Raw genomic sequence first — 19,225 nt, 5'->3', positions numbered from 1 at the left:
GCATTCTGGTATCAGAATACCTGAACACGGTTTCATGGTGGTCTGTTTAGAGACGGAAGTCAATTGACCGCCACTGGTTTACGGCTACTTTTTCAGTTCGTTCAAGAGTGCTTCGAAATGAAGATTCTGTTCACCCTGGTCCGGGGAGGACTTCCGCGGATTCTGCTTCCTCTTGACATGATACTAAAGGCTTAGTAAAAAGCGGCCCTTAAATGGAATCGAACGGTGCGAAAAGGACTTTCAAACATGTATCAGGGACGTGTGGGCCTCCGCGACGACTCAATCTGCTCGCAGCAGGTTTCTGCTGCGCCAGGAGAGCAGCGACAGAGGTCGCATTCCAGTTCCCGTACAGGTTTCACCGTCCTGGAACTGCTGGTGACCTGCGGTATCATCGGGACTCTCATGAGTCTGATTCTGCCTGCCGTCGGTTCTGCACGTGAAGCAGCGCGTCAATTACAGTGCAAAAACCAGCTCAAGCAGGTGGGAATTGCACTCCACAGTTATCACGAGACCCACCGTTGCCTGCCGGCAGGGTGGCAGTTTGAAGCGACCCGACAATCCCTCTACGGCTGGTCGGTACCACTCCTGCCTTATCTGGAGCAGCGAGCCATCTATACCAGCATCGATCGCAATCGGGTTCTGGGAGATCCTGCGAATCAGTCTGCCCGCAAGACATCTATCGCCAGTTTTCTCTGTCCGTCTGACATTTTTGATCCGACGTTCCTGCTGTATCCTGAGAATCCCTCTGGTGGGGCAATTCCGCCGATTTTCGAACTGCCGACCGGCAGTTATGTCGGCGTGTATGGCACTGTGGAAGCAGACGATGGTGTGCCTCCCCCACCCGGGGACGGTGCCTTGATCCATTCGCAGACAATCACCTTTGCTCACCTGCAGCGCGGGTTAAGTAATACGCTCTTTGTGGGCGAACGTACGATGTCTATGGTGCCCTCCACGTGGCTGGGGGTGGATGCGGCTGGAGAAGATGCGGCCTGCCGTCTCCTGGGGAGTGCCATGACATCTCCCAACTGTAAATTATGTGATGAATGTGAATTTTCGAGTCGCCATCCGGGCGGCACTAATTTTTTGTGGGGTGACGGTCGAGTTCGATTCGTCTCGGATTCCATCGATTCGAGAACGTATCAACAGATGGCGCGCCGATTAGCACAATAAGGACTTAAGCAGACAGTTTATGGCCGGATGGCCCGAATTGCAGATCGATACTGACGATTGGTCTGATGTCGATTAAAAGGAACCATTGTGATGGCAAAACTTCATCTGACAAAATGTGAACTTGAAGTCATGGATGTTGTCTGGCGCAAAGGCCGGGTGACTGTTCAGGGAGTCGTTGATTCGCTGGAGCGACCACTGGCCTATACGACTGTGATGACGACTCTCAAAATTCTCGATGAGACACGTGGCGTCGTCCGTAAAAAGAAAAAGGGCCGCGCCTACGAGTATGAACCCATTGTGTCCCGGGAAAAAATCAGTCGCAGTATGGCAGCAGATCTGACAGAGCGGCTGTTTGGCGGATCGGTCAAATCGCTGGTACTCAGCCTGGTCGAAGGCGATTCCATGTCGCAGTCAGACATTGAAGAATTGAAACTCGCCATCCAGTCATTGGAGTCAGATACATGAGTTCCACACAGTTTCTGGAATTAGTTGTTTCGCTGACAGTGCAGGTCGCGATTGTGATCATCGTTTCCCACTGGCTGGGCCGCCTGGTAGACAGTGAACGGGTTCAGAGCCGTCTCTGGACGGTCTGTTACGGGATTCTGCTGATGCTGATTCTGGTTTCGGTCCTCTTGCCACATCCCCGGTTCTTCAGTCCCTGGCAGCAAATGAGCTCGGATCATGCCTCGACCCTGGTCAGCTTCGAAATGCAACTGGGAAATGTACTGTTCTGGATCTGGCTGGGAGGGACGATCCTGTCTCTGGCTGTCTTTCTGTTGCGGGCATTTCAGGTGAACCGCTTTCTCAAATCCTGTCAGCCGGTTGAGATCACGGATTATGTTTCGCAGGAAACCCTGGAAGAGCTTTTCCGGAGGCTGAACCTCACCGGGAAGCAACAGGTGCGCTTCCTGACCACAGATCGGCTGAGCACTCCTTTCTGTTCTCAGTTACACTATCCCTATATTGTGATTCCCGAGTTTCTGCTGAGTTTTGAAACACAGAAGTTCAATTTTGTCATTCGGCACGAACTGGAACATCTCCAGACGGGGCATCCTTTGCAACTCTTTCTGCAGCGACTGGTGGAAGTCATTTTCTGGTTTCATCCGATGGTCTGGTGGGCCTCACAGCAGTCGGCTCTGTGTCGGGAATTTGCCTGTGACGAAGCCGCCATTCAGACGCCACAGGAAATTGCACAATACCTGCGTACTCTACTGACGATCATTGAATATGGTGCAACCCAGGCAGATGAAACTCCTACTCCCCTGGCATTTGGCCGCGGGCAGAGTATCATCGCCAGCCGGGCGCGTCGCCTGACTCAGATTGCCAGAAATCATTCTGCCCGTAAAAAGATTTCCATTTCCGGCGGCACTGCTGCTTTCAGTCTCGCACTGGCAACCTTGCTGATTGCTCTGATCTGGCTTCCCGTGGATGTGCTGGCATCTCCCCGGGCCAGCTGGTCTCCCTGGCCGACCTGGTCCGCTGATGCACTCCATGATTTCGGAGTTTCAGTGCATGACTTTGAAGCCTATAACGGCCGGATGGAATTACACGAACTGCTAAAACAAAACAGCACCCGCCAAATCGCGTCCCCCGATTCTCTTCGGTAAAAACGCCCGTACCCGCCAAAAAAAATTTGCGTCTGAATACTATAGTTTTAGGAGTTGAGCCGGCTGGATCCCAGGCTGCTGAACTGCCTGCGATAGTATTCGACGAACCGTTGGTACTTTGATTTAACGTGAACTACTAAAAGTTTCGGAGTTGTCGATTCGAAATGACGCTCTTGCAGGAACGCAATGAGCTTTGGGGAATAAGGATATTCAATTTATGTCGAAAGTGCTCTTACCTGCCGATCAGATTCTAAACCTGCCGGGAACGGATGCGGAGGCGTCCAGAGAATCTAATGCCACTGCCAGCGGAACGGAGAAATCTCGCTCTCTGCCGAGGCGTTGGTATCAGGCATTCGCAGCCTGGTCGGGCCGTTATTCCGTGCTGGCGATCATCTTTGCGATCACACTGACCTACCTGCTGGTGCTCCGCTCGGCCATGGTGCTGACTTATGCGGACCTGCACAAACTGACCTTTACCCAGGGAATTTCTGTCTTTCTGGTGGGCCTGCAATACGATGTGCTGGTGGCACTCTGCTTTATCATTCCCCAGTTGACACATTTTACATTCACCTCCGATCGACGGATTACCGGCCGCTTCAACCGGGCTCTGCTCGATCTGACCTGGATCATTGCGTTTCTGTTTCTGCCCCTGATCTGCATCGCGGAATACATTTTCTTTGATGAGTTTCAGTCGCGGTTGAACTATATTGCCTTTGAATACATCGTCTACCCGACCGAAGTCTGTTGTAACATCTGGCAGTCCTACCCGATTGTGGAACTGCTGGCAGTCGTGGGTCTGATTGGTGGCTGCTGCTGGTTTCTGCTACGGAAAAACTTTCAGAATCAGATCTCGTCACCGATGCCGTTTCGTCGCCGGTTTGGCTTTTTTGCAGCCGTGTTGACGGGGATCGCCGTGCTCTGGTCTTCCACCAGTGCGGAGAGCAGGCAAATCAGCCGGGACCGTGTCGCGAATGAATGTTCCTGGAACGGGCTGTACAGTTTTGTGTATTACGCCTGGACCTGCCATTTCGACTTCAACAAAAATTATCTGACGCTGGAGAACGAGGAAGTCAATCAGCGTCTGCGCGAACAGATCGTGGGGACCGGCGATGAACTGAAATCGGGTTCGAGTAACCCCGTGGACCGTGTGGTTGCGACCGGGAAACCACGACAGGACTATAACGTCGTCTTAATTCTGGAAGAGAGCCTGGGGTCTGACTTCATCGGCGTCCTGGGGGATAACCGGGGATTGACGCCCCATTTCGACGAGCTGAGCAAAAAAGGACTGCTGTTCGACAACTTCTATGCGACCGGAAACCGAACGGCACGTGTTTTGGAAGCCGTAATGACCTCCATGCCTCCCATCCCGACCGAGTCGATACTGAAACGCGATCATTCCGAGCGGGTTTATACGCTGGCGAACGTACTCGCGGCACGGGGTTATGAGCGACTGTTCATGACGGGGGGCCGGGGCCTGTTTGATGGCGTGCGGTCCTTTATGAAGGCCAACGGCTTCAATCACTTTATTGAGCAGTCTGATTTCAAGAATCCTCTGTTTGCCAACGCCTGGGGGGTCAGCGATGAAGACCTGTTCCGCAAGGCACTGGGGGAAATTGACCAGCTGCACTCGAAAGGACGTCCCTTCTTCGCCACGATTCTGACCGTTTCCAACCACAGGCCTTATACTTACCCGGAAGGTCGCATTCCCAATATGGAACAGACACGGAATAACGCGGTGAAATACGCCGACTGGGCACTGGGCTACTTCTTTCGTGAAGCACAAAGTCACGAGTTTTATCAGAACACGCTTTTTGTCGTGATGGGGGACCACGGCGCCCGGGTTTCCGGCAGCCAGCTGTTTCCCATGAGCTCCTATCGCGTCCCGGTGCTGATGATTCAGCCTGGCGGTAAAGGGCAGGGGGAACGCTGCAGTACGCTGGGCTGTTCGCTGGACATCGCTCCGACCATTTTGGGGCGGCTGGGGAGTGACTATCGTTCCGTCTTTTTCGGCTATGATGTGCTCCAGGCAGATCCGAAACACGGCCGGGCGATCATGCAGCATAATCATGATGTCGCGCTGCTCAACTCTGACAATCAGATGGTCGTTCTCGGCTTTGGAAAATCGGCAGAAGAATTTGAACTGAATCGCGCGAATCATCAGCTGGATCAGCAGGCAACCCCGGACCAGGAAATGGTACACAATGCGATTGCACTCTTTCAGTCTGCCTTTGAACTGTATTACTCTGATCGCTGGTTTCCCGACTTGAAAGTCACTGGATCTCAGAAAGACGATCGAGCTTATACATTAGAAACAAGCAGCAATTTTGATCCAGAATGAAATATATTGGATGAACGCCAGGCTGATCGGGTCATTACCACAGGGAACATAAAGCGGAGAGTACAAGCTCATGATCTGGTACCTGGTTTCCAGGGAAAGAGGACCTCGAGGGGTAAGCAGGTACGCGTAAACTGGTCCGATGCTAATGACGTAAGCTACAATCAGAAAAAGGAATGTCAGACCAAGAAATCGTATGACTCTGGTGAAAGTGATTCGAACTGTTTTCGAGAAATCCAGCATGGCGTCAACGCCGTTTCAGTTTCACGCTGTAGATGAGACCAATCAAACAACCTATTATCCCGCATAAGGGCATGCCATTCAAGATAAAATACCGGGTATAGCCCGCAGTGACCTTACTTCTGAGAAAGTTGTAATACGGATCCTGCTGGGCCATCAGGGGGGCCAGTACCAGGGCTCCCAGAACATAGCCGATCAGTAGCCCGGCAATCGCACCCATAATCGAATGCTTGAGCGCTCCTTTTAATTTGACCTGTCCATAATGGAGCGCAAACAGGTAAGCCAGCGCGCCTCCCAGCAGAGGACCGATGACGGGCAGCCGCACGCCGCTCTGAAACCGGAGCATCGGCCCGGTCTCCATCCAGGCATAGCCGCCCAGAATCGCTTCGAGCAAAATGCCCAGAATCAACCCGCAAAAGGCGGCGACCCACTGATTGACATTCGTTTGTTCGTTTGGTTTGCGTTTCGCCACGTTTCCTCATCCACCACAAAAAACTGATACTTCAATTAATGTCGTCAATTACATTGTGGTGAGACAATGTTTTCGCTTTTGACGGACAATCAGTTAAACTGGTAGAAACGGACAACTGATAGATCCCTCAGGAGCAACACCGCATGTCTGACGAACCCAATCCGCAGGAAACAAATACCCGTCACACGAACTGGGGGCGTCTGGGCCTGCTCACACTGGGGCTGATTCTGATTGCCCTCGGCGTTGCCTGGCAGCTCAGGCTGCTGCCGTTCGGAAATTCGCTGCCGCGGCAGAATGCGATCATGATCATCGCGCCTTACAAGCATCAGGGAACCTGGGTCTTCGACGACAGTTCCGCCGGTCTCGTGCAGGAGCCTTTCGTGGCGGGAGTGCCGGAAATGATCGATGTGATCGTCAAAGACATCCCTGACGCCGACAAAGGATTTCGTCTGCTCTTTTCCTCCAACCCCTTTCCCGACTACCAGAAAAAACTGGTCTGGCTCCGCGGTGACCGGGGCGGGAACTATTACCGCTTCTCTGATTCGGAAATGGAAGGTTGGATCTGTCCTGCGATGTTCAAATATTACGAGAAAGCACCCCCGGAGCTCTATGTCAAAGCCGAGCCCTTGAAATGAATCGATGCCCTTGAATTGAATCCACGGTTGAAATGAATCGATCAGGCGAGCCTGATACAGCATTTTGGTGTCACTCTCAAAACACGGGAAGCGATCGTTTGACGAAAGCCGTGAGCCATAACTATATTAGGACACATCAGCCCCCGTAGCTCAGTTGGATAGAGCAATGCTTTCCTAAAGCATAGGTCGCAGGTTCGAACCCTGCCGGGGGTATTCTCAAACCCATCAAATTCAACATTTGTGATTGGATGGGGAGGCATCCTGTGTCGTGCGTAGCCGGAATAGCAGTGAACTGATCCCACAAGTCGCGGCCAGACTTGCGGCGAAGAGCACAGGAAACCAATACGGTATCATCAGTCGGAACTGTCCGTTCGATATCCTGCCTGCTCCAAAGCCCAGCGTTGTCCTTATCGCTCGGTCCATCCGCTGTTGTGTGGCCTGCCAGCGGTCATTCTGATCCCAGGGGCCAAGGTAATTAATGCCCACCCCTCCAACCGGCCGAGAGTGCAACGTGAGAACAATGCGCCCCACGCCGGACCAGATACTGAAGGGTCTGACAATGGGCGCCCTGCAGACGAATTCTTCGCTGCATGTAAAGCTGCGCATCCATAACCCGGCAAGCAAGACGCTGGCGAAACCGCAAATGACGATTACATCGACTCTCATCTTTGTGATTGCGTTTGTGGTCGCCATTTAGATTCTCACCTGACTCAGTTCAGACCGAATTATTTTGAGATTTACTGCTAAGCTGAAATTTCTCGTATGGATTAGACGGGGATCGTTCTAAGCGTGGATTGTAACTGTTGCGGTTTTCCGTGTCTAAAACAAAGTGATTTTACCCGGGTTATAAGCTAAGCAGCGAAGTCAGGTCATCTCTGGCACGACGGATGGTCTTGCACACCAGAGACAACAATTGGGAGAGCAGTTCCGCACACTGTAATTGAATATTTCTCTACGGATCAATGAATTGATCAACGCTCAGGCATCCGCATGCGTTTCAAATATGGCACAGGCTGTTCTCGGGATACAGCAGAGGCTACAATACGTGCTGTATTCCGTGAATACCCTCGGTTGTTTTTGACTGTCTGCGTTATGTTGCTTTCCTGAAGCACAGCTCGCAGGTTTGAACCCTGCCGGGGGTATGTTTTCTCAGGGATGGCCCGCACAACTCCCAATTTCTGTCCTCAGAAGGAACCTTCCCATGTCGAAGCCGCTCCACCTGCTCGCGATTTGTCTTACCACTGTCGGAATCCTCTTTGCCGGCAGCGCGTTGAAAGCGGAAGAGAAAGCGAAAAGTTACTACCTGATCGGCAATTCGCTGACCTGGGATACCGTGCCTTCACTGCTGGACGGCGATGTGCAGTGGCACGTCGATTGTGGCAAGAGCCTGCCTTATATCTTTGATCATCCGGAACAGCCCTGCGTGAAAAATTCCACTCTCTGGCCGACCGCTCTCAAAGAAAAGCAGTACGATCTGATCTCCGTGCAGCCGCACTACGGTTCCACCCTCGCTGAAGATGTGGCTACGATTTCCAAATGGATTGAAATGCAGCCCAAAGCGACCTTCATCATTCATACCGGCTGGGCTCGCAGCAAGACCCGGGAAGAGGAATACGACAGCAAAGACGTCTCGGGGAAACTGCAGCACAGCCCCGCTTATATCAAAGCGTTGCTGGCCGCATTGCAGAAAAAATATCCCGATCGCACCTTCAAACAGACCCACGCCATCGATCTGCTGGAACAGGTGGATAACGACATCAAAGCGGGGAAAGCGCCCTTCGATCAGATCACGGACATCTACCGCGATGCGATTCACATGAAACTCGATACGGGCCGCTACCTGATGCACAACGCGATGCGGCACGCCATGGGCCAGCCCCGGTCTGACAAGGGTTACGAAAAGCTCGATCCCCAGATGAAGCAGTACCTCAACCAGGTTCTGGATACGCTCAACTGATCAGAGTCAGTCGGTCTCGGCAGGCAGTTCAGCCAGCAGCTTCTGTTTCTCAGGCTCTGACAGAAACGAGGCGGTAAACGAGTTGCGGGCCAGCTGGATCAATTCACTGCGGGAAAGGTTGAGTGCCTGCTGCACCGCGGTGAAGTTTTCATTCACATATCCGCCGAAGTAGGGGGGATCGTCGGAATTGACGGTCACCAGCAGCCCCGCTTCCAGCATCCGTTTGAGGGGATGCTCCGACATCTCCTTAAAGACGCAGAGACGCACATTGGAGAGCGGACAGACCGTCAGCGGGATCTGTTCTGCAGCCAGCCGCTCGACCAGGGCCGGGTCTTCCATGCAGCGGACGCCATGATCGATGCGTTCCGCGTGCAGCAGATCCAGGGCTTCCGTAATGTATTCCGGCGGCCCTTCCTCACCTGCGTGGCAGACCACCCGAAAGCCGTGCCGACGGGCTTCCTCAAAGACGTTGACGAATTTGGAAGGCGGATGTCCCAGTTCCGAGGAATCCAGGCCAACCCCGATGATCTGGTCCCGAAAGGGGAGCGCCAGTTGTAACGTTTCCTGGGCCGACTCGGCCGACAGGTGACGCAGGAAGCAGAGGATCAGCCGGGAAGAGATGCCCAGTTCAGTTTCCCCCCGTTTCAGTGCAGAAGTAATACCGCTCAACATCGTTTCAAAAGGAATCTCCCGGGGAAGATGTGACTGGGGATCAAAGAAGATTTCGGTATGCCGGACATTCTGAGAGGCCGCTTTTTTAAGGTAAGCCAGCGTCAGCTCATGGAAGTCCTCTTCAGTACAGACGACGCTGATCGAAGCGTAATACAGGTCGAGAAACGACTGCAGGTCCTGAAAATCATAGGCGGCCCGCATCGCGTCGACGGATGCAAACGGGAGCGAAATCCCGTTTTTATCAGCCAGCTGAAACGCAAGTTCCGGTTCCAGCGTCCCTTCAATGTGCAGGTGCAGTTCTGCCTTGGGTAGTGTCGCAATCAAGTCGTCCATGTCTCTCGCTCCCGGTCGAAGTCAGTCTCAGCGTTGGTTTTACTGGCATCATGGTAGCCCCCGACATCGGATTGTCAACCGCGGCTCTGCACGCTGAGACTTCGCTTTCCAGGCGAGGGGATGTAAGATAAAGCAATGTTGATGTGAAGATCCTCTCCGGCTGATGCTGTCGCCAGCCGGTGACCGGTTTTAAAGTGAGGAAACAGGAACGTGACGATGACCATGCTCAGAGCGCTATTGTGTTTGTTGATGGGTTTGATTCTGGGAAATCAGACCGTGCTGGCAGCCGCCGACTGGAAAGTCGGACAGGCCCGGGTGGATATTACCCCTGCCAAAAATATCTGGCTGGCTGGTTATGCCTCCCGCAAGAAGCCTGCACAAGGCACAAAACATCCACTCTGGGCCAAAGCGCTGGTCTTCCAGGATCCGCAGGGGGAGCAGGCGGTGATCGTCACCACGGACCTGATTGGCCTGACTCGCGAGCTCTCCGATGCCGTTGGCAAACGCGTTGCGCAACAGACCGGAATCAGACGTGAGCAGATCATGCTGAATTCCTCGCACACGCACTGCAGTCCGGTCGTGAAAGGCTGTGCGGCACTCGCCTACGATTTCACACCTCAACAGCAGAAAGAAGTTGATGATTACGCACGGACACTGGAAGAGAATCTGGTCAAAGTGATCGTCAAAGCCAGCCGGTCGCTGGAGCCGGCGAATCTGAGCTATGGAGAAGAGAAGGCCACGTTTGCTATCAACCGCCGGGGGCGGATCAATCCCGATGGCCCTGTCGATCACAGCGTGCCCGTTTTGAAAGTCACCGATAGCGAAGGAAAATTAAAAGCGATCCTGTTCGGCTACGCCTGTCATAACACGACCATTGCACTGTTCGAATTTTGTGGCGATTATGCCGGCTTTGCACAAATCGCCCTGGAGAAAAAATACCCGGGAACGCTGGCGCTGTTCGTGCTCGGTTGTGGAGGGGATGCCAATCCTGACCCGCGGGGCACCATGGAACTGGCCGAGCAGCATGGCGATGCGCTGGCCCAGGCCGTCAGCCGTGCGGTGGATCGGAAGCTGGATCCCGTTCAGGGACCGTTGACCGTCAGGTTCGCGCGAACCGATCTGCCCTTTGTCGCACCTCCTTCGAAAGCGGTACTGATCGCGCAGCAGGGGAAGGGAGACGTCTATACCCAGCGGCTGAACGATTACCTGCTCGGGCAGCTGGATCAGCAGGGCAGCATTCCAACGTCCTATCCGTTCTCGGTGCAAATCTTTGAATTCGGCGATGACCTGACACTCATCGGTCTGGGAGGCGAGACCGTCATCGATTACGCCATTCGCCTGCACGAAGAACTCTCCCCGCGACGGATCTGGGTCGCCGGCTATTGTAATGAAGTCTTCGCGTATGTCCCCTCGGAACGGGTTCTGAAAGAAGGGGGCTACGAAGGGGGCGGTGCCATGAAATACTTTGGCTGGCATGGACCGTTTCAACCGGGCGTAGAAGACCGCATTATCAAGCTCGTGCATGCGATGCTGCAGCAGAAATAACGCTCCCTGTCTGAGTCTTCCTTTTTATCCGCATGACCGGAATCTGGTGCGGATCCTCATTTGTGACCAGAGAAAAGTTCTCACGTCCGCATCCATTTCCACGTAAGTATTACAGTGGATTAGACGGCGATTTTCCGTTTAAACAAGTAGGGTTTTTCTCTGTCTAATCCCAAAAGGGAGGCTTCGTTCAGCTGTCCGAAGTTCAATTTCCTGTGCGTGTAGTCTGTCGGGGAATGAATTTCTAACTGATTTGCAGACAGTAACTTATCCTTGATAGTTAAACTCTCTTATTTAAACGGAGAATTGCTCGGATCAAGATTGGTATTGTCTCGATCTGGAACGTGGGAAATAATAGTACTGCTCGAAACATGATATTCGGTCTCTAACATTCCTGTGTGGCATGCCCTGAATCCAATCGAGTCACGTCCACACGCTTATCCCTTTTTTACAACTTGGTGTTGGCCATGGATGGTCTCGTAAACAACCTCATTTCAATTTTTCGATTTGAATGAGGGAACTATCCGTGCGCAGTTTGTGTCTCTTGAATGATTTATTTTCGGTCTATGTGAAAGGCAGAAGCACTCGAAAAAGCCCTTAATCAAATCAAAAATCAATTACCTCGAACAAATTGGCCTTCCACGAGAATTGCATGAACGCAAGCCGTGACGCCAGGAGGAGGAGTCCCATGGAAAATGGTCGATCATTTTTAACCCGAATTTCAGGTCAGCTGAATTCAGATCTGTTTCGTCAGGAACACTGGCAGGGGACTTTCGACGAGTACCTTGATATTGTTCGCAAAGACCACAAGGTGACTCGCACCGCGTTTCAACGCGTGTACGACATGATTATGAGCTACGGCACCTATCCCGTAGAGGGCAAAAAAGGACTCATCCGCTATCGCTTTTTTGATGATCCCGTCAACGATGGCCGCGATGGTATTTTCGGTCTTTCCAAGCCGCTGATGGAACTCGTCAACGTCTTCAAGTCAGCCGCCCTCAAGTATGGCAGTGAACGCCGCGTGCTCCTGCTGCACGGTCCGGTCGGAAGCTCCAAGTCAACCATTGCCCGACTGCTCAAGCAGGGGCTGGAGCGCTACTCCCGTACGGAAGAAGGGGCCGTCTATACCTTCGGCTGGAAAGAAGACGACGGCATGATTCTCTGGGATCCCATGAACGGGGATCCGCTGCAACTGGTGCCCATGAAATATCGCCAGGAGCTCTGTGATTACCTCAACGAAGGTCGCGATCCGGATGATGAATCGTCCTATTCGGTCGAGATCACCGGCGAAGTCTGCCCGTTGAGCCGTTTCATCTTCAATGAACGCCTGGCAAAAGCGGACGGCGACTGGACCAAGGTGATGGAACAGATCGTGGTCAAACGCATTATCTTCTCCGAACAGGATCGGATCGGCATCGGTACCTTCCAGCCCAAGGACGAAAAGAACCAGGATTCGACTGAGCTCACCGGTGATATCAATTACCGTAAAATCGCCGAGTTCGGCAGCGAAAGCGACCCGCGGGCGTTCAACTTCGATGGCGAGTTCAACGTCTCCAACCGGGGACTGATCGAATTCATCGAAGTGCTCAAACTGGATGTCGCCTTCCTCTACGATCTGCTCGGTGCCTCACAGGAGCATAAGATCAAGCCGAAGAAATTCGCACAGACTGATATCGATACCGTGATTATCGGGCATACGAACGAACCCGAATACCGGCGTCTGCAGTCCAATGAATTCATGGAAGCCCTCCGCGACCGGACGGTGAAGATCGATGTGCCTTACGTCACCAAGCTGAGTGAAGAGGTCAAGATCTACGAGAAGGATTACAATTCCAAACGCGTGCGCGGGAAGCACATTGCTCCGCATACACTGGAAATCGGCGCGATGTGGGCGGTCCTCACGCGACTGGAAACGCCCAAGCATCACGGGCTGACCCTGATTCAGAAAATGCACCTCTACAACGGCCGATCTCTGCCCGGCTTCACGACTGAGAACGTCGAGCAGCTGCGCAAGGAAGCCAAGTCGGAAGGTCTGTTCGGAATTTCGCCCCGCTATGTGCAGGACAAGATTTCGAACGCCCTGGTAGTCAATTCGCACAGCTCCAACCTGAACCCGTTCATGCTGCTCAATGAACTGGAAGAGGGGCTCAAGCATCACTCGCTGATTGCCAACGATGACATGCGCGATCATTACCGCCAGTTGATTACCGTCGTGAAAGAGGAGTACACCGATATCGTGAAGAATGAAGTACAACGTGCGATTGCCGCTGACGAAGAGGCACTCACCCGTCTGTGCGGCAACTATCTCGATAACGTGAAGGCCTACACGCAGAAGGAACGTGTCAAAAACAAGTTTACCGGCGAATACGAAGAGCCGGATGAACGCCTGATGCGGTCGATCGAAGAACGCATCGACATTCCCGAAACGCGTAAAGACGATTTCCGCCGCGAAATCATGAACTACATCGGTGCCCTGTCCCTGGACGGCAAGACATTCGATTACAAGACCAACGAACGCCTGCAGAAGGCGCTGGAAATGAAACTGTTCGAAGATCAGAAGGACACAATCAAACTGACCAGTCTGGTTTCGAACGTGGTCGATGCAGAAACGCAAGAAAAGATCGATATCGTCAAAGCCCGTCTGATCCGCAATTACGGCTACGACGAAGAATCGGCGACCGACGTGCTGCAGTACGTTGCCAGCATCTTCGCCCGCGGCGATTCCAAGAAGAACAGTGACGCCGCATAAGCGGCCGGGGAAACCCGAACCAGTTAATGACGTTGAAAACAGGATAAGGATAAGAAGGAATAGTTTTAGAAGCGGCTAACTCTGATTCCCTGTTCTGAAAGGGGCGCGACAGCATGGTGCGCAGAATTGATCGAGACCAGCAACGGTTCGATAAAATTATCAAAGGGAAGGTCCGCCAGCAGCTCCGGAAATACATCAATCACGGAGAGATGATCGGCCGCAAGGGACGCGAAACCGTCAGTATTCCCGTGCCCAATATCGAGATTCCCCACTTTCAGCATGGTGAGAAGGGGAGCGGCGGTGTCGGACAGGGGGAAGGCGAAGTTGGTCAGCCCATCGGCCGCGGCAAATCAGACGGAGACGGGCAGGGACAGGCCGGCAACGAAAAAGGCCAGCATATTCGGGAAGTCGAACTGACCCTCGACGAACTGGCCGACATGCTCGGGGAAGCGCTGGAACTGCCGCGGATCGAACCCAAAGGCGACGATGCCCTGACGTCGAAAAAAGACCGCTACACATCGATCCGGCCGACCGGTCCCGACTCGCTGCGTCATTTCAAACGCACCTACAAACGGGCCCTCCGCCGGATGATCGCCACGAATAATTACGATCCCAAGGATCCCATGATCGTGCCGACGAAGGATGACGAACGGTTTCGCAGCTGGAAAACCGTCACCGAACCGCACACCAACGCGGCCGTGATCTACATGATGGATGTCTCGGGTTCCATGACCGACGTCCAGAAGGAAATTGTTCGCACAGAAGCGTTCTGGATCGATACCTGGCTCAAAAGCCAGTACGACGGTATCGAACGACGCTACATTGTGCACGACGCTGTCGCTCATGAAGTGGATGAAGATACGTTTTACCGTGTCCGCGAAAGCGGCGGGACGCGTATCTCATCCGCTTACCGGGCAGCAGACCACATTATTCAACGGGACTTCCCCCCCTCACTCTGGAACATTTACTGTTTCCAGTTTTCCGATGGAGACAACTGGGGAGAAGACAACTCGGAATGCATCGAAAACTTGAAGCAGAACCTGTTTCCAGTCTGTAACCTCTTCTGTTATGGACAGGTCAGAAGTCCCTACGGTTCTGGTGACTTCATCAAGGAACTGCGCAAGGTCGAAGAAGAATTTGATAACCTGATTCTTTCAGAAATCGAAGATAAAGAGGGCATCTACGGCTCGATTAAAACGTTTCTGGGAACAGGAAAATAAACAGCAGCGACAGTCTGCTTCTGCTCGCACAGCAGTCACTGCCGGCTGATGGAGGCTTGTATGGTCGTCACAACTCACCGCCCCTTACCTAAAGAACTCAGCGATATCCAGCAGGAGATGGAGCAGCATGCGCTCGATTACGGCCTCGATTTCTTCAAAACCATCTTTGAAGTTCTCGACTACGAAGAGCTGAGCATGTTCGCCGCTTACGGCGGGTTCCCCATCCGTTATCCCCACTGGCGGTTTGGCGCGCAGTACGACGAGTTGATGAAAGGCTACTCGTACGGTCTGCAGAAAATTTATGAAATGGTGATTAACACCGATCCCTGCTACGCCTACCTGCTGAGTGCCAATGATATCACCGACCAGAAACTGGTGATCGCCCACGTCTACGGCCATTGTGACTTTTTCAAAAACAATGCCTGGTTTTCCCAGACGAACCGCAAGATGCTCGATCAGATGGCCAACCATGCCACCCGCGTGAATCGCCACATCGATAATCACGGTTACGAAACGGTCGAGACCTTTATCGATACCTGTCTTTCTCTGGAAAGTCTGATTGACCCGTATGCGCCACACATTCGACGTACGCATAAAGCGGAGTCGAAGGCAGATACGAAAAGACGTATCGCAGAGGATGCGGAAAGTACCGGGGGCCGTTTCCCCGCCAAGAATTACATGGATCGCTACATCAATCCGGAAGACGCTCTGGAAGAAGAAGCGAATCAGAAACGGCAGAAAGCCATTGAACTCTCTGATCAGTTGAAGTTTCCCAAAGAACGCGTGCGGGATGTACTGTTCTTTCTGTTACAGTATGCTCCCCTGGAAGACTGGCAGCGGGATATCCTGACGATCATCCGTGACGAAGCCTATTACTTCGCCCCACAGGGACAGACCAAGATCATGAATGAAGGCTGGGCCAGTTTCTGGCATTCCACCATCATGACCCGTCACGGTCTGACGGATGAAGGCCTGATCAACTATGCCGATCATCACAGCGGCACGATGGCCACCAGTCCGAATCGACTCAATCCCTACAAGCTGGGGATTGAACTGCTCAAGGATATCGAAGAACGCTGGAACAAGGGACAGTTCGGTCCTGAGTATGACAACTGCACCGACATGTACGAGAGAGAACACTGGGACAAGGACCTCGGGCTCGGTCGGGAAAAGATTTTCGAAGTCCGTCGCATTCATAACGACATCACTTTCATCGATACGTTTCTGACTCCGGAGTTCTGCTTTAAACATCGCATGTTCTCGTTTGCCTATAACGATTCCAACAAGACCTACGAAATTCAGTCACGGGAATTTCAGCAGATCAAGCAACAGCTGTTGAACAGCCTCAGCAATCATGGGCGGCCCGTCATCTACGTGCAGGATGCCAACTATAAAAACCGGGGCGAATTGTATCTGGAACACGAATACATGGGCATCGAGCTCAAACTCGACTATGCCCAGGATACACTGGCCAACCTGCATTCGATCTGGAAGCGTCCGGTGAATATCGGCACCGTCGTGGATGACCGGCCCACAATCCTGAGTTACGACGGCAAAAAACATTCTACAAACTCCAAAGAAAAGCAATAAGATCCTCGTCAGGAGGATAACCTATGTCTGTATTGAACCAACTCAATCATGAACTCATTCAACTGGTGGGCTACCATTCCTCACAGCCCCGGACTGTGACCATCTCCGCGACCGGTAAAATTGACATGATGCTCGATTTTACCTCGGTCGACACCATGAGCTGCTCGGTGATGGAAATCCGTGTGAATGTCCCTTCGCTCTCGCAGACCACCTTTGACAAGCTCAAAGAGTGGGGGCAGAAACTCTGTCAGCGGATTACGTATCTCCTGGAGAATATCGGACCGCTGGAGTACGACGAAGACGCTGGCCAGGTCCTGATTCGTTCCACGCCGCCCGACAAGCAGCAGGCGGGCAGCCGCTATTATGAAGTCATGCTTTCGTCCCACGCCAACGGCAATTTCAGTCTGAAACGCTTCGCCTCCCAGAAGGGGCAGGCCGGTCGGACGCAGGTCGAAATGCAGATCACGCATGAGGTCCTCCGCAAGCTCGTTGAGGACCTGATCGATACGGTCCCCTGATCGGATTCCGTCCTGAAATCTTCCTGCTCTCAATGGATCAGCCTTAAGATGAAACGATCTTAAGGCTTTTTCTGTATTGATGTTGCGCTTCGAAATAGAAAGGTGAAATTAGTGCTTGACGATTCGTGTTTTATATGTAAAATCATATTTCATGAGTAAAACATTAGAACGCACAGAACAGAAATTGTCATACCGAGTACCGGCTCTGGAGAAGGGTTTGGAGGTGCTGGAGCTGTTGTCTGGGATCTCGCAGCCACTCTCACTGACCGACATCGCAGACCGTCTGGGACGGACCAAACAGGAGCTGTTTCGGGTGATGGCCTGTCTGAATGAGCAGGGGTATCTGATCCGCGATGCGAACCAGGGCTACCGCATGAGTACCAAGTTGTTCGAACTGGGCTCGAAGCACGCCAGTACGGAAGCGCTGATTGCCCGCGCCACGCCGCATATGGAAAATCTGACGCACGAACTAAGCGAGTCGTGTCACCTGAATCTGGTCGTACGGAACAAGATGCTGGTGATTGCCCGCGTCAACTGCGATGCCGACGTTTCGCTGGCGGTTCGTGTCGGAGCCAGTTTTAAACTGCACGAACGCAACAGCGGACACGTGGCCCTGGCTTACCTGTCGGCAGACCAGCGGAGCAAATACTGGGAACAAACAGGGCTGTCTGCCGCCGAGATTGAGCAGTGCGAAAGCGAATTTGCTGCGACCCGTAGGGCCGGCTATCGCACTATGGAAAGTTCTCTGATCGTCGGTGTCAGGGATACGGCAACACCGATTCTGGGCGCCGATGGAAAACTGCTGGCGGTCCTGTGTGTTTCACATATCCTGCGGGTCGGCGAGTCGGAAGATTCCACCCGGATCTCGTCCGCGATGCTCGAATGTGCTCAGGCCATCTCCAGCGAATTTGGACCAACCATGCTCAACCCGTCTGGTGCTTCGGCCCAGACCGCGACATAAATTAAATGGGAAAATGAACGGAGTGTCATCATGCTGAATTTACAAACACGGAATCAGGATTTTCCCAGTCTGCAGGAGCGGGTCTACCTCAATACTGCTGCCGAAGGCATTCCGCCACTGCAGGTCAAAGCCGCCTTCGATCAGTATTTCCAGGACAAACTGCTCGGAATGGATGGTCGCAAATTTCATGAAGCCCAATGGGATGCCGCCAAGGCACTGATTGCCGGCATGTACGGTTTGAGTGCTGAGGAAGTCAGTATCTGCTCCTGCAGTTCCGAGGCGTTCAACCTGGCTTACCAGGCCCTGCAACTCAAAGAGGGCGATGAAGTCATCATCAGCGATCTGGATTTCCCCGCCAGTTATACCTTTGGCCTGCAGCAGAGTTGTCCCGCGACGATCAAAATCTGGAAAGCCCGCGACTGGGAACTGCGTCTGGAAGATCTGCAGTCACTGCTCACGGATAAAACCCGCGTGGTCAGCATTTCGCTGGTCAGCTTTTTCAATGGATTCATGATCCCGCTCAAGGAAGTGGTTCAGACGATTCGGGAAAATTCATCCGCCCTGATTGCGTTAGATGTGACTCAGGCCTTAGGCCGCATCCCCCTGGACCTGACAGACATCGATCTGGTGATCAGCAGTACTCACAAATGGATTCTGGCTTCGCATGGCGGCGGGCTCGTCGGAGTGCCGTCAAAGAAGGCCAGCGAGTGGACTGTTCCCGCCGGAGGCTGGTTTAATCTGAAGGACGCTTTTGGCGACCAGCGGTTTGAAAAAGCCGAAAGCCTGCCTGGTGCGGCCAGTTTTACGGTCGGTATGCCGAACTACCCGGCCGTGTATGCGATCCGCGCCGCGCTGCAGTACATTTCGGAAACCGGAGTCGAGCAGATCGATCGGGCGGCAACACCCCTGGTGGAAGCCTGTCTCGCAGGACTCAAAAAAGTGGATGTCGAGTTGATTTCACCCCAGAGTGCGGAAAATCTGGCGGGAATTATCGCCTTCCGCCATCCGGAAGCGGAACAGATTTACCAACACCTGCACAGTAAACAGATTCATCCCATGTACCACGCGGGCCGGATTCGCGTGGCCCTGCATGGCTACAATACCATGGACGATGTGGAGACCTTCCTGAGGGAACTGCACCACGCCCTGTCGAAGAATTTTGTCGGAAATTAGGTGATTTAGCCACATGTGAGTGACAGAAAATCGTCCGGAAATGGACGACAT

The 19,225-nt window shown here is 53.0% G+C and carries 16 protein-coding genes and 1 tRNA gene; 15 read left to right on the top strand and 2 right to left on the bottom strand.

Annotated elements, in window-relative coordinates; translation table 11 throughout:
* Window positions 1-246: 246 nt before the first annotated feature.
* From Enr10x_RS21140 to Enr10x_RS21125, 4 genes are all read left to right on the top strand, one after another.
* The gene (locus Enr10x_RS21140) at window positions 247-1,170 is read left to right on the top strand and encodes a DUF1559 family PulG-like putative transporter (RefSeq protein ID WP_145112417.1); all 924 of its coding nucleotides are present in this window, start codon (window positions 247-249) and stop codon (window positions 1,168-1,170) included.
* Window positions 1,171-1,260: 90 nt separating this feature from the next.
* Entirely contained in the window at window positions 1,261-1,635 is a 375-nt protein-coding gene (locus Enr10x_RS21135) for a BlaI/MecI/CopY family transcriptional regulator (protein WP_145112415.1), read from the top strand.
* Entirely contained in the window at window positions 1,632-2,777 is a 1,146-nt protein-coding gene (locus Enr10x_RS21130) for a M56 family metallopeptidase (protein ID WP_145112413.1), read from the top strand. The genes Enr10x_RS21135 and Enr10x_RS21130 overlap by 4 nt, the downstream gene beginning before the upstream one ends.
* A gap of 217 nt (window positions 2,778-2,994) precedes the next feature.
* Window positions 2,995-5,115, top strand: coding sequence for an LTA synthase family protein (locus Enr10x_RS21125; protein WP_145451291.1), 2,121 nt, complete (start codon window positions 2,995-2,997; stop codon window positions 5,113-5,115).
* A 244-nt stretch (window positions 5,116-5,359) separates the two neighbouring features.
* Here Enr10x_RS21125 and Enr10x_RS21120 read toward each other — a convergent pair whose 3' ends face one another.
* Window positions 5,360-5,824 carry a hypothetical protein gene (locus Enr10x_RS21120; RefSeq protein WP_145112409.1) on the bottom strand — a complete coding sequence of 155 codons (465 nt, stop codon included), beginning with the start codon at window positions 5,822-5,824 and terminating at the stop codon, window positions 5,360-5,362.
* A 143-nt stretch (window positions 5,825-5,967) separates the two neighbouring features.
* Here Enr10x_RS21120 and Enr10x_RS21115 point away from each other — a divergent pair, with 143 nt between their 5' ends.
* The 4 genes from Enr10x_RS21115 to Enr10x_RS21100 all read left to right on the top strand — a co-directional run bounded on the left by Enr10x_RS21115 (window position 5,968) and on the right by Enr10x_RS21100 (window position 8,416).
* A complete protein-coding gene (locus Enr10x_RS21115; protein WP_197996134.1) occupies window positions 5,968-6,459 on the top strand; it encodes a DUF6717 family protein in 492 nt (163 codons plus the stop codon).
* A 139-nt stretch (window positions 6,460-6,598) separates the two neighbouring features.
* A tRNA-Arg gene (locus Enr10x_RS21110) sits at window positions 6,599-6,672 on the top strand.
* A gap of 298 nt (window positions 6,673-6,970) precedes the next feature.
* Window positions 6,971-7,156, top strand: coding sequence for a hypothetical protein (locus Enr10x_RS21105; protein WP_145112408.1), 186 nt, complete (start codon window positions 6,971-6,973; stop codon window positions 7,154-7,156).
* A gap of 504 nt (window positions 7,157-7,660) precedes the next feature.
* Entirely contained in the window at window positions 7,661-8,416 is a 756-nt protein-coding gene (locus tag Enr10x_RS21100) for a hypothetical protein (protein WP_145112406.1), read from the top strand.
* 6 nt (window positions 8,417-8,422) lie between these two features.
* Here Enr10x_RS21100 and Enr10x_RS21095 read toward each other — a convergent pair whose 3' ends face one another.
* Window positions 8,423-9,421 (bottom strand): adenosine deaminase, encoded by a 999-nt coding sequence (locus Enr10x_RS21095; protein ID WP_145112404.1) that lies wholly within the window; start codon window positions 9,419-9,421, stop codon window positions 8,423-8,425.
* A gap of 216 nt (window positions 9,422-9,637) precedes the next feature.
* On the opposite strand from Enr10x_RS21095, the gene Enr10x_RS21090 reads away from it, so the two are divergent.
* The 7 genes from Enr10x_RS21090 (at window position 9,638) to Enr10x_RS21060 (ending at window position 19,174) form a co-directional block, all read left to right on the top strand.
* Window positions 9,638-10,966, top strand: coding sequence for a neutral/alkaline non-lysosomal ceramidase N-terminal domain-containing protein (locus Enr10x_RS21090; protein WP_145451290.1), 1,329 nt, complete (start codon window positions 9,638-9,640; stop codon window positions 10,964-10,966).
* A 685-nt stretch (window positions 10,967-11,651) separates the two neighbouring features.
* Window positions 11,652-13,712 (top strand): PrkA family serine protein kinase, encoded by a 2,061-nt coding sequence (locus tag Enr10x_RS21085; RefSeq protein WP_145112400.1) that lies wholly within the window; start codon window positions 11,652-11,654, stop codon window positions 13,710-13,712.
* A gap of 113 nt (window positions 13,713-13,825) precedes the next feature.
* Window positions 13,826-14,932 (top strand): DUF444 family protein, encoded by a 1,107-nt coding sequence (locus Enr10x_RS21080; protein ID WP_145112398.1) that lies wholly within the window; start codon window positions 13,826-13,828, stop codon window positions 14,930-14,932.
* A gap of 60 nt (window positions 14,933-14,992) precedes the next feature.
* Window positions 14,993-16,522, top strand: coding sequence for a SpoVR family protein (locus Enr10x_RS21075; RefSeq protein ID WP_145112396.1), 1,530 nt, complete (start codon window positions 14,993-14,995; stop codon window positions 16,520-16,522).
* Window positions 16,523-16,545: 23 nt separating this feature from the next.
* Window positions 16,546-17,040: a hypothetical protein gene (locus Enr10x_RS21070; protein WP_145451289.1), complete on the top strand. Its 495-nt coding sequence runs from the start codon at window positions 16,546-16,548 to the stop codon at window positions 17,038-17,040.
* Window positions 17,041-17,224: 184 nt separating this feature from the next.
* Complete coding sequence (locus Enr10x_RS21065; protein ID WP_232093083.1) at window positions 17,225-18,001, top strand: IclR family transcriptional regulator; 777 nt, start codon at window positions 17,225-17,227, stop codon at window positions 17,999-18,001.
* A gap of 30 nt (window positions 18,002-18,031) precedes the next feature.
* Window positions 18,032-19,174, top strand: a complete 1,143-nt coding sequence (locus Enr10x_RS21060; protein WP_145451287.1) for an aminotransferase class V-fold PLP-dependent enzyme — start codon at window positions 18,032-18,034, stop codon at window positions 19,172-19,174.
* Window positions 19,175-19,225: the final 51 nt, after the last annotated feature.

The organism is Gimesia panareensis (assembly GCF_007748155.1).
GTDB classification, from domain to species: domain Bacteria; phylum Planctomycetota; class Planctomycetia; order Planctomycetales; family Planctomycetaceae; genus Gimesia; species Gimesia panareensis.
Note: the sequence above shows the minus strand (reverse complement) of the source record. Positions and strands in the feature narration are given on the sequence as shown.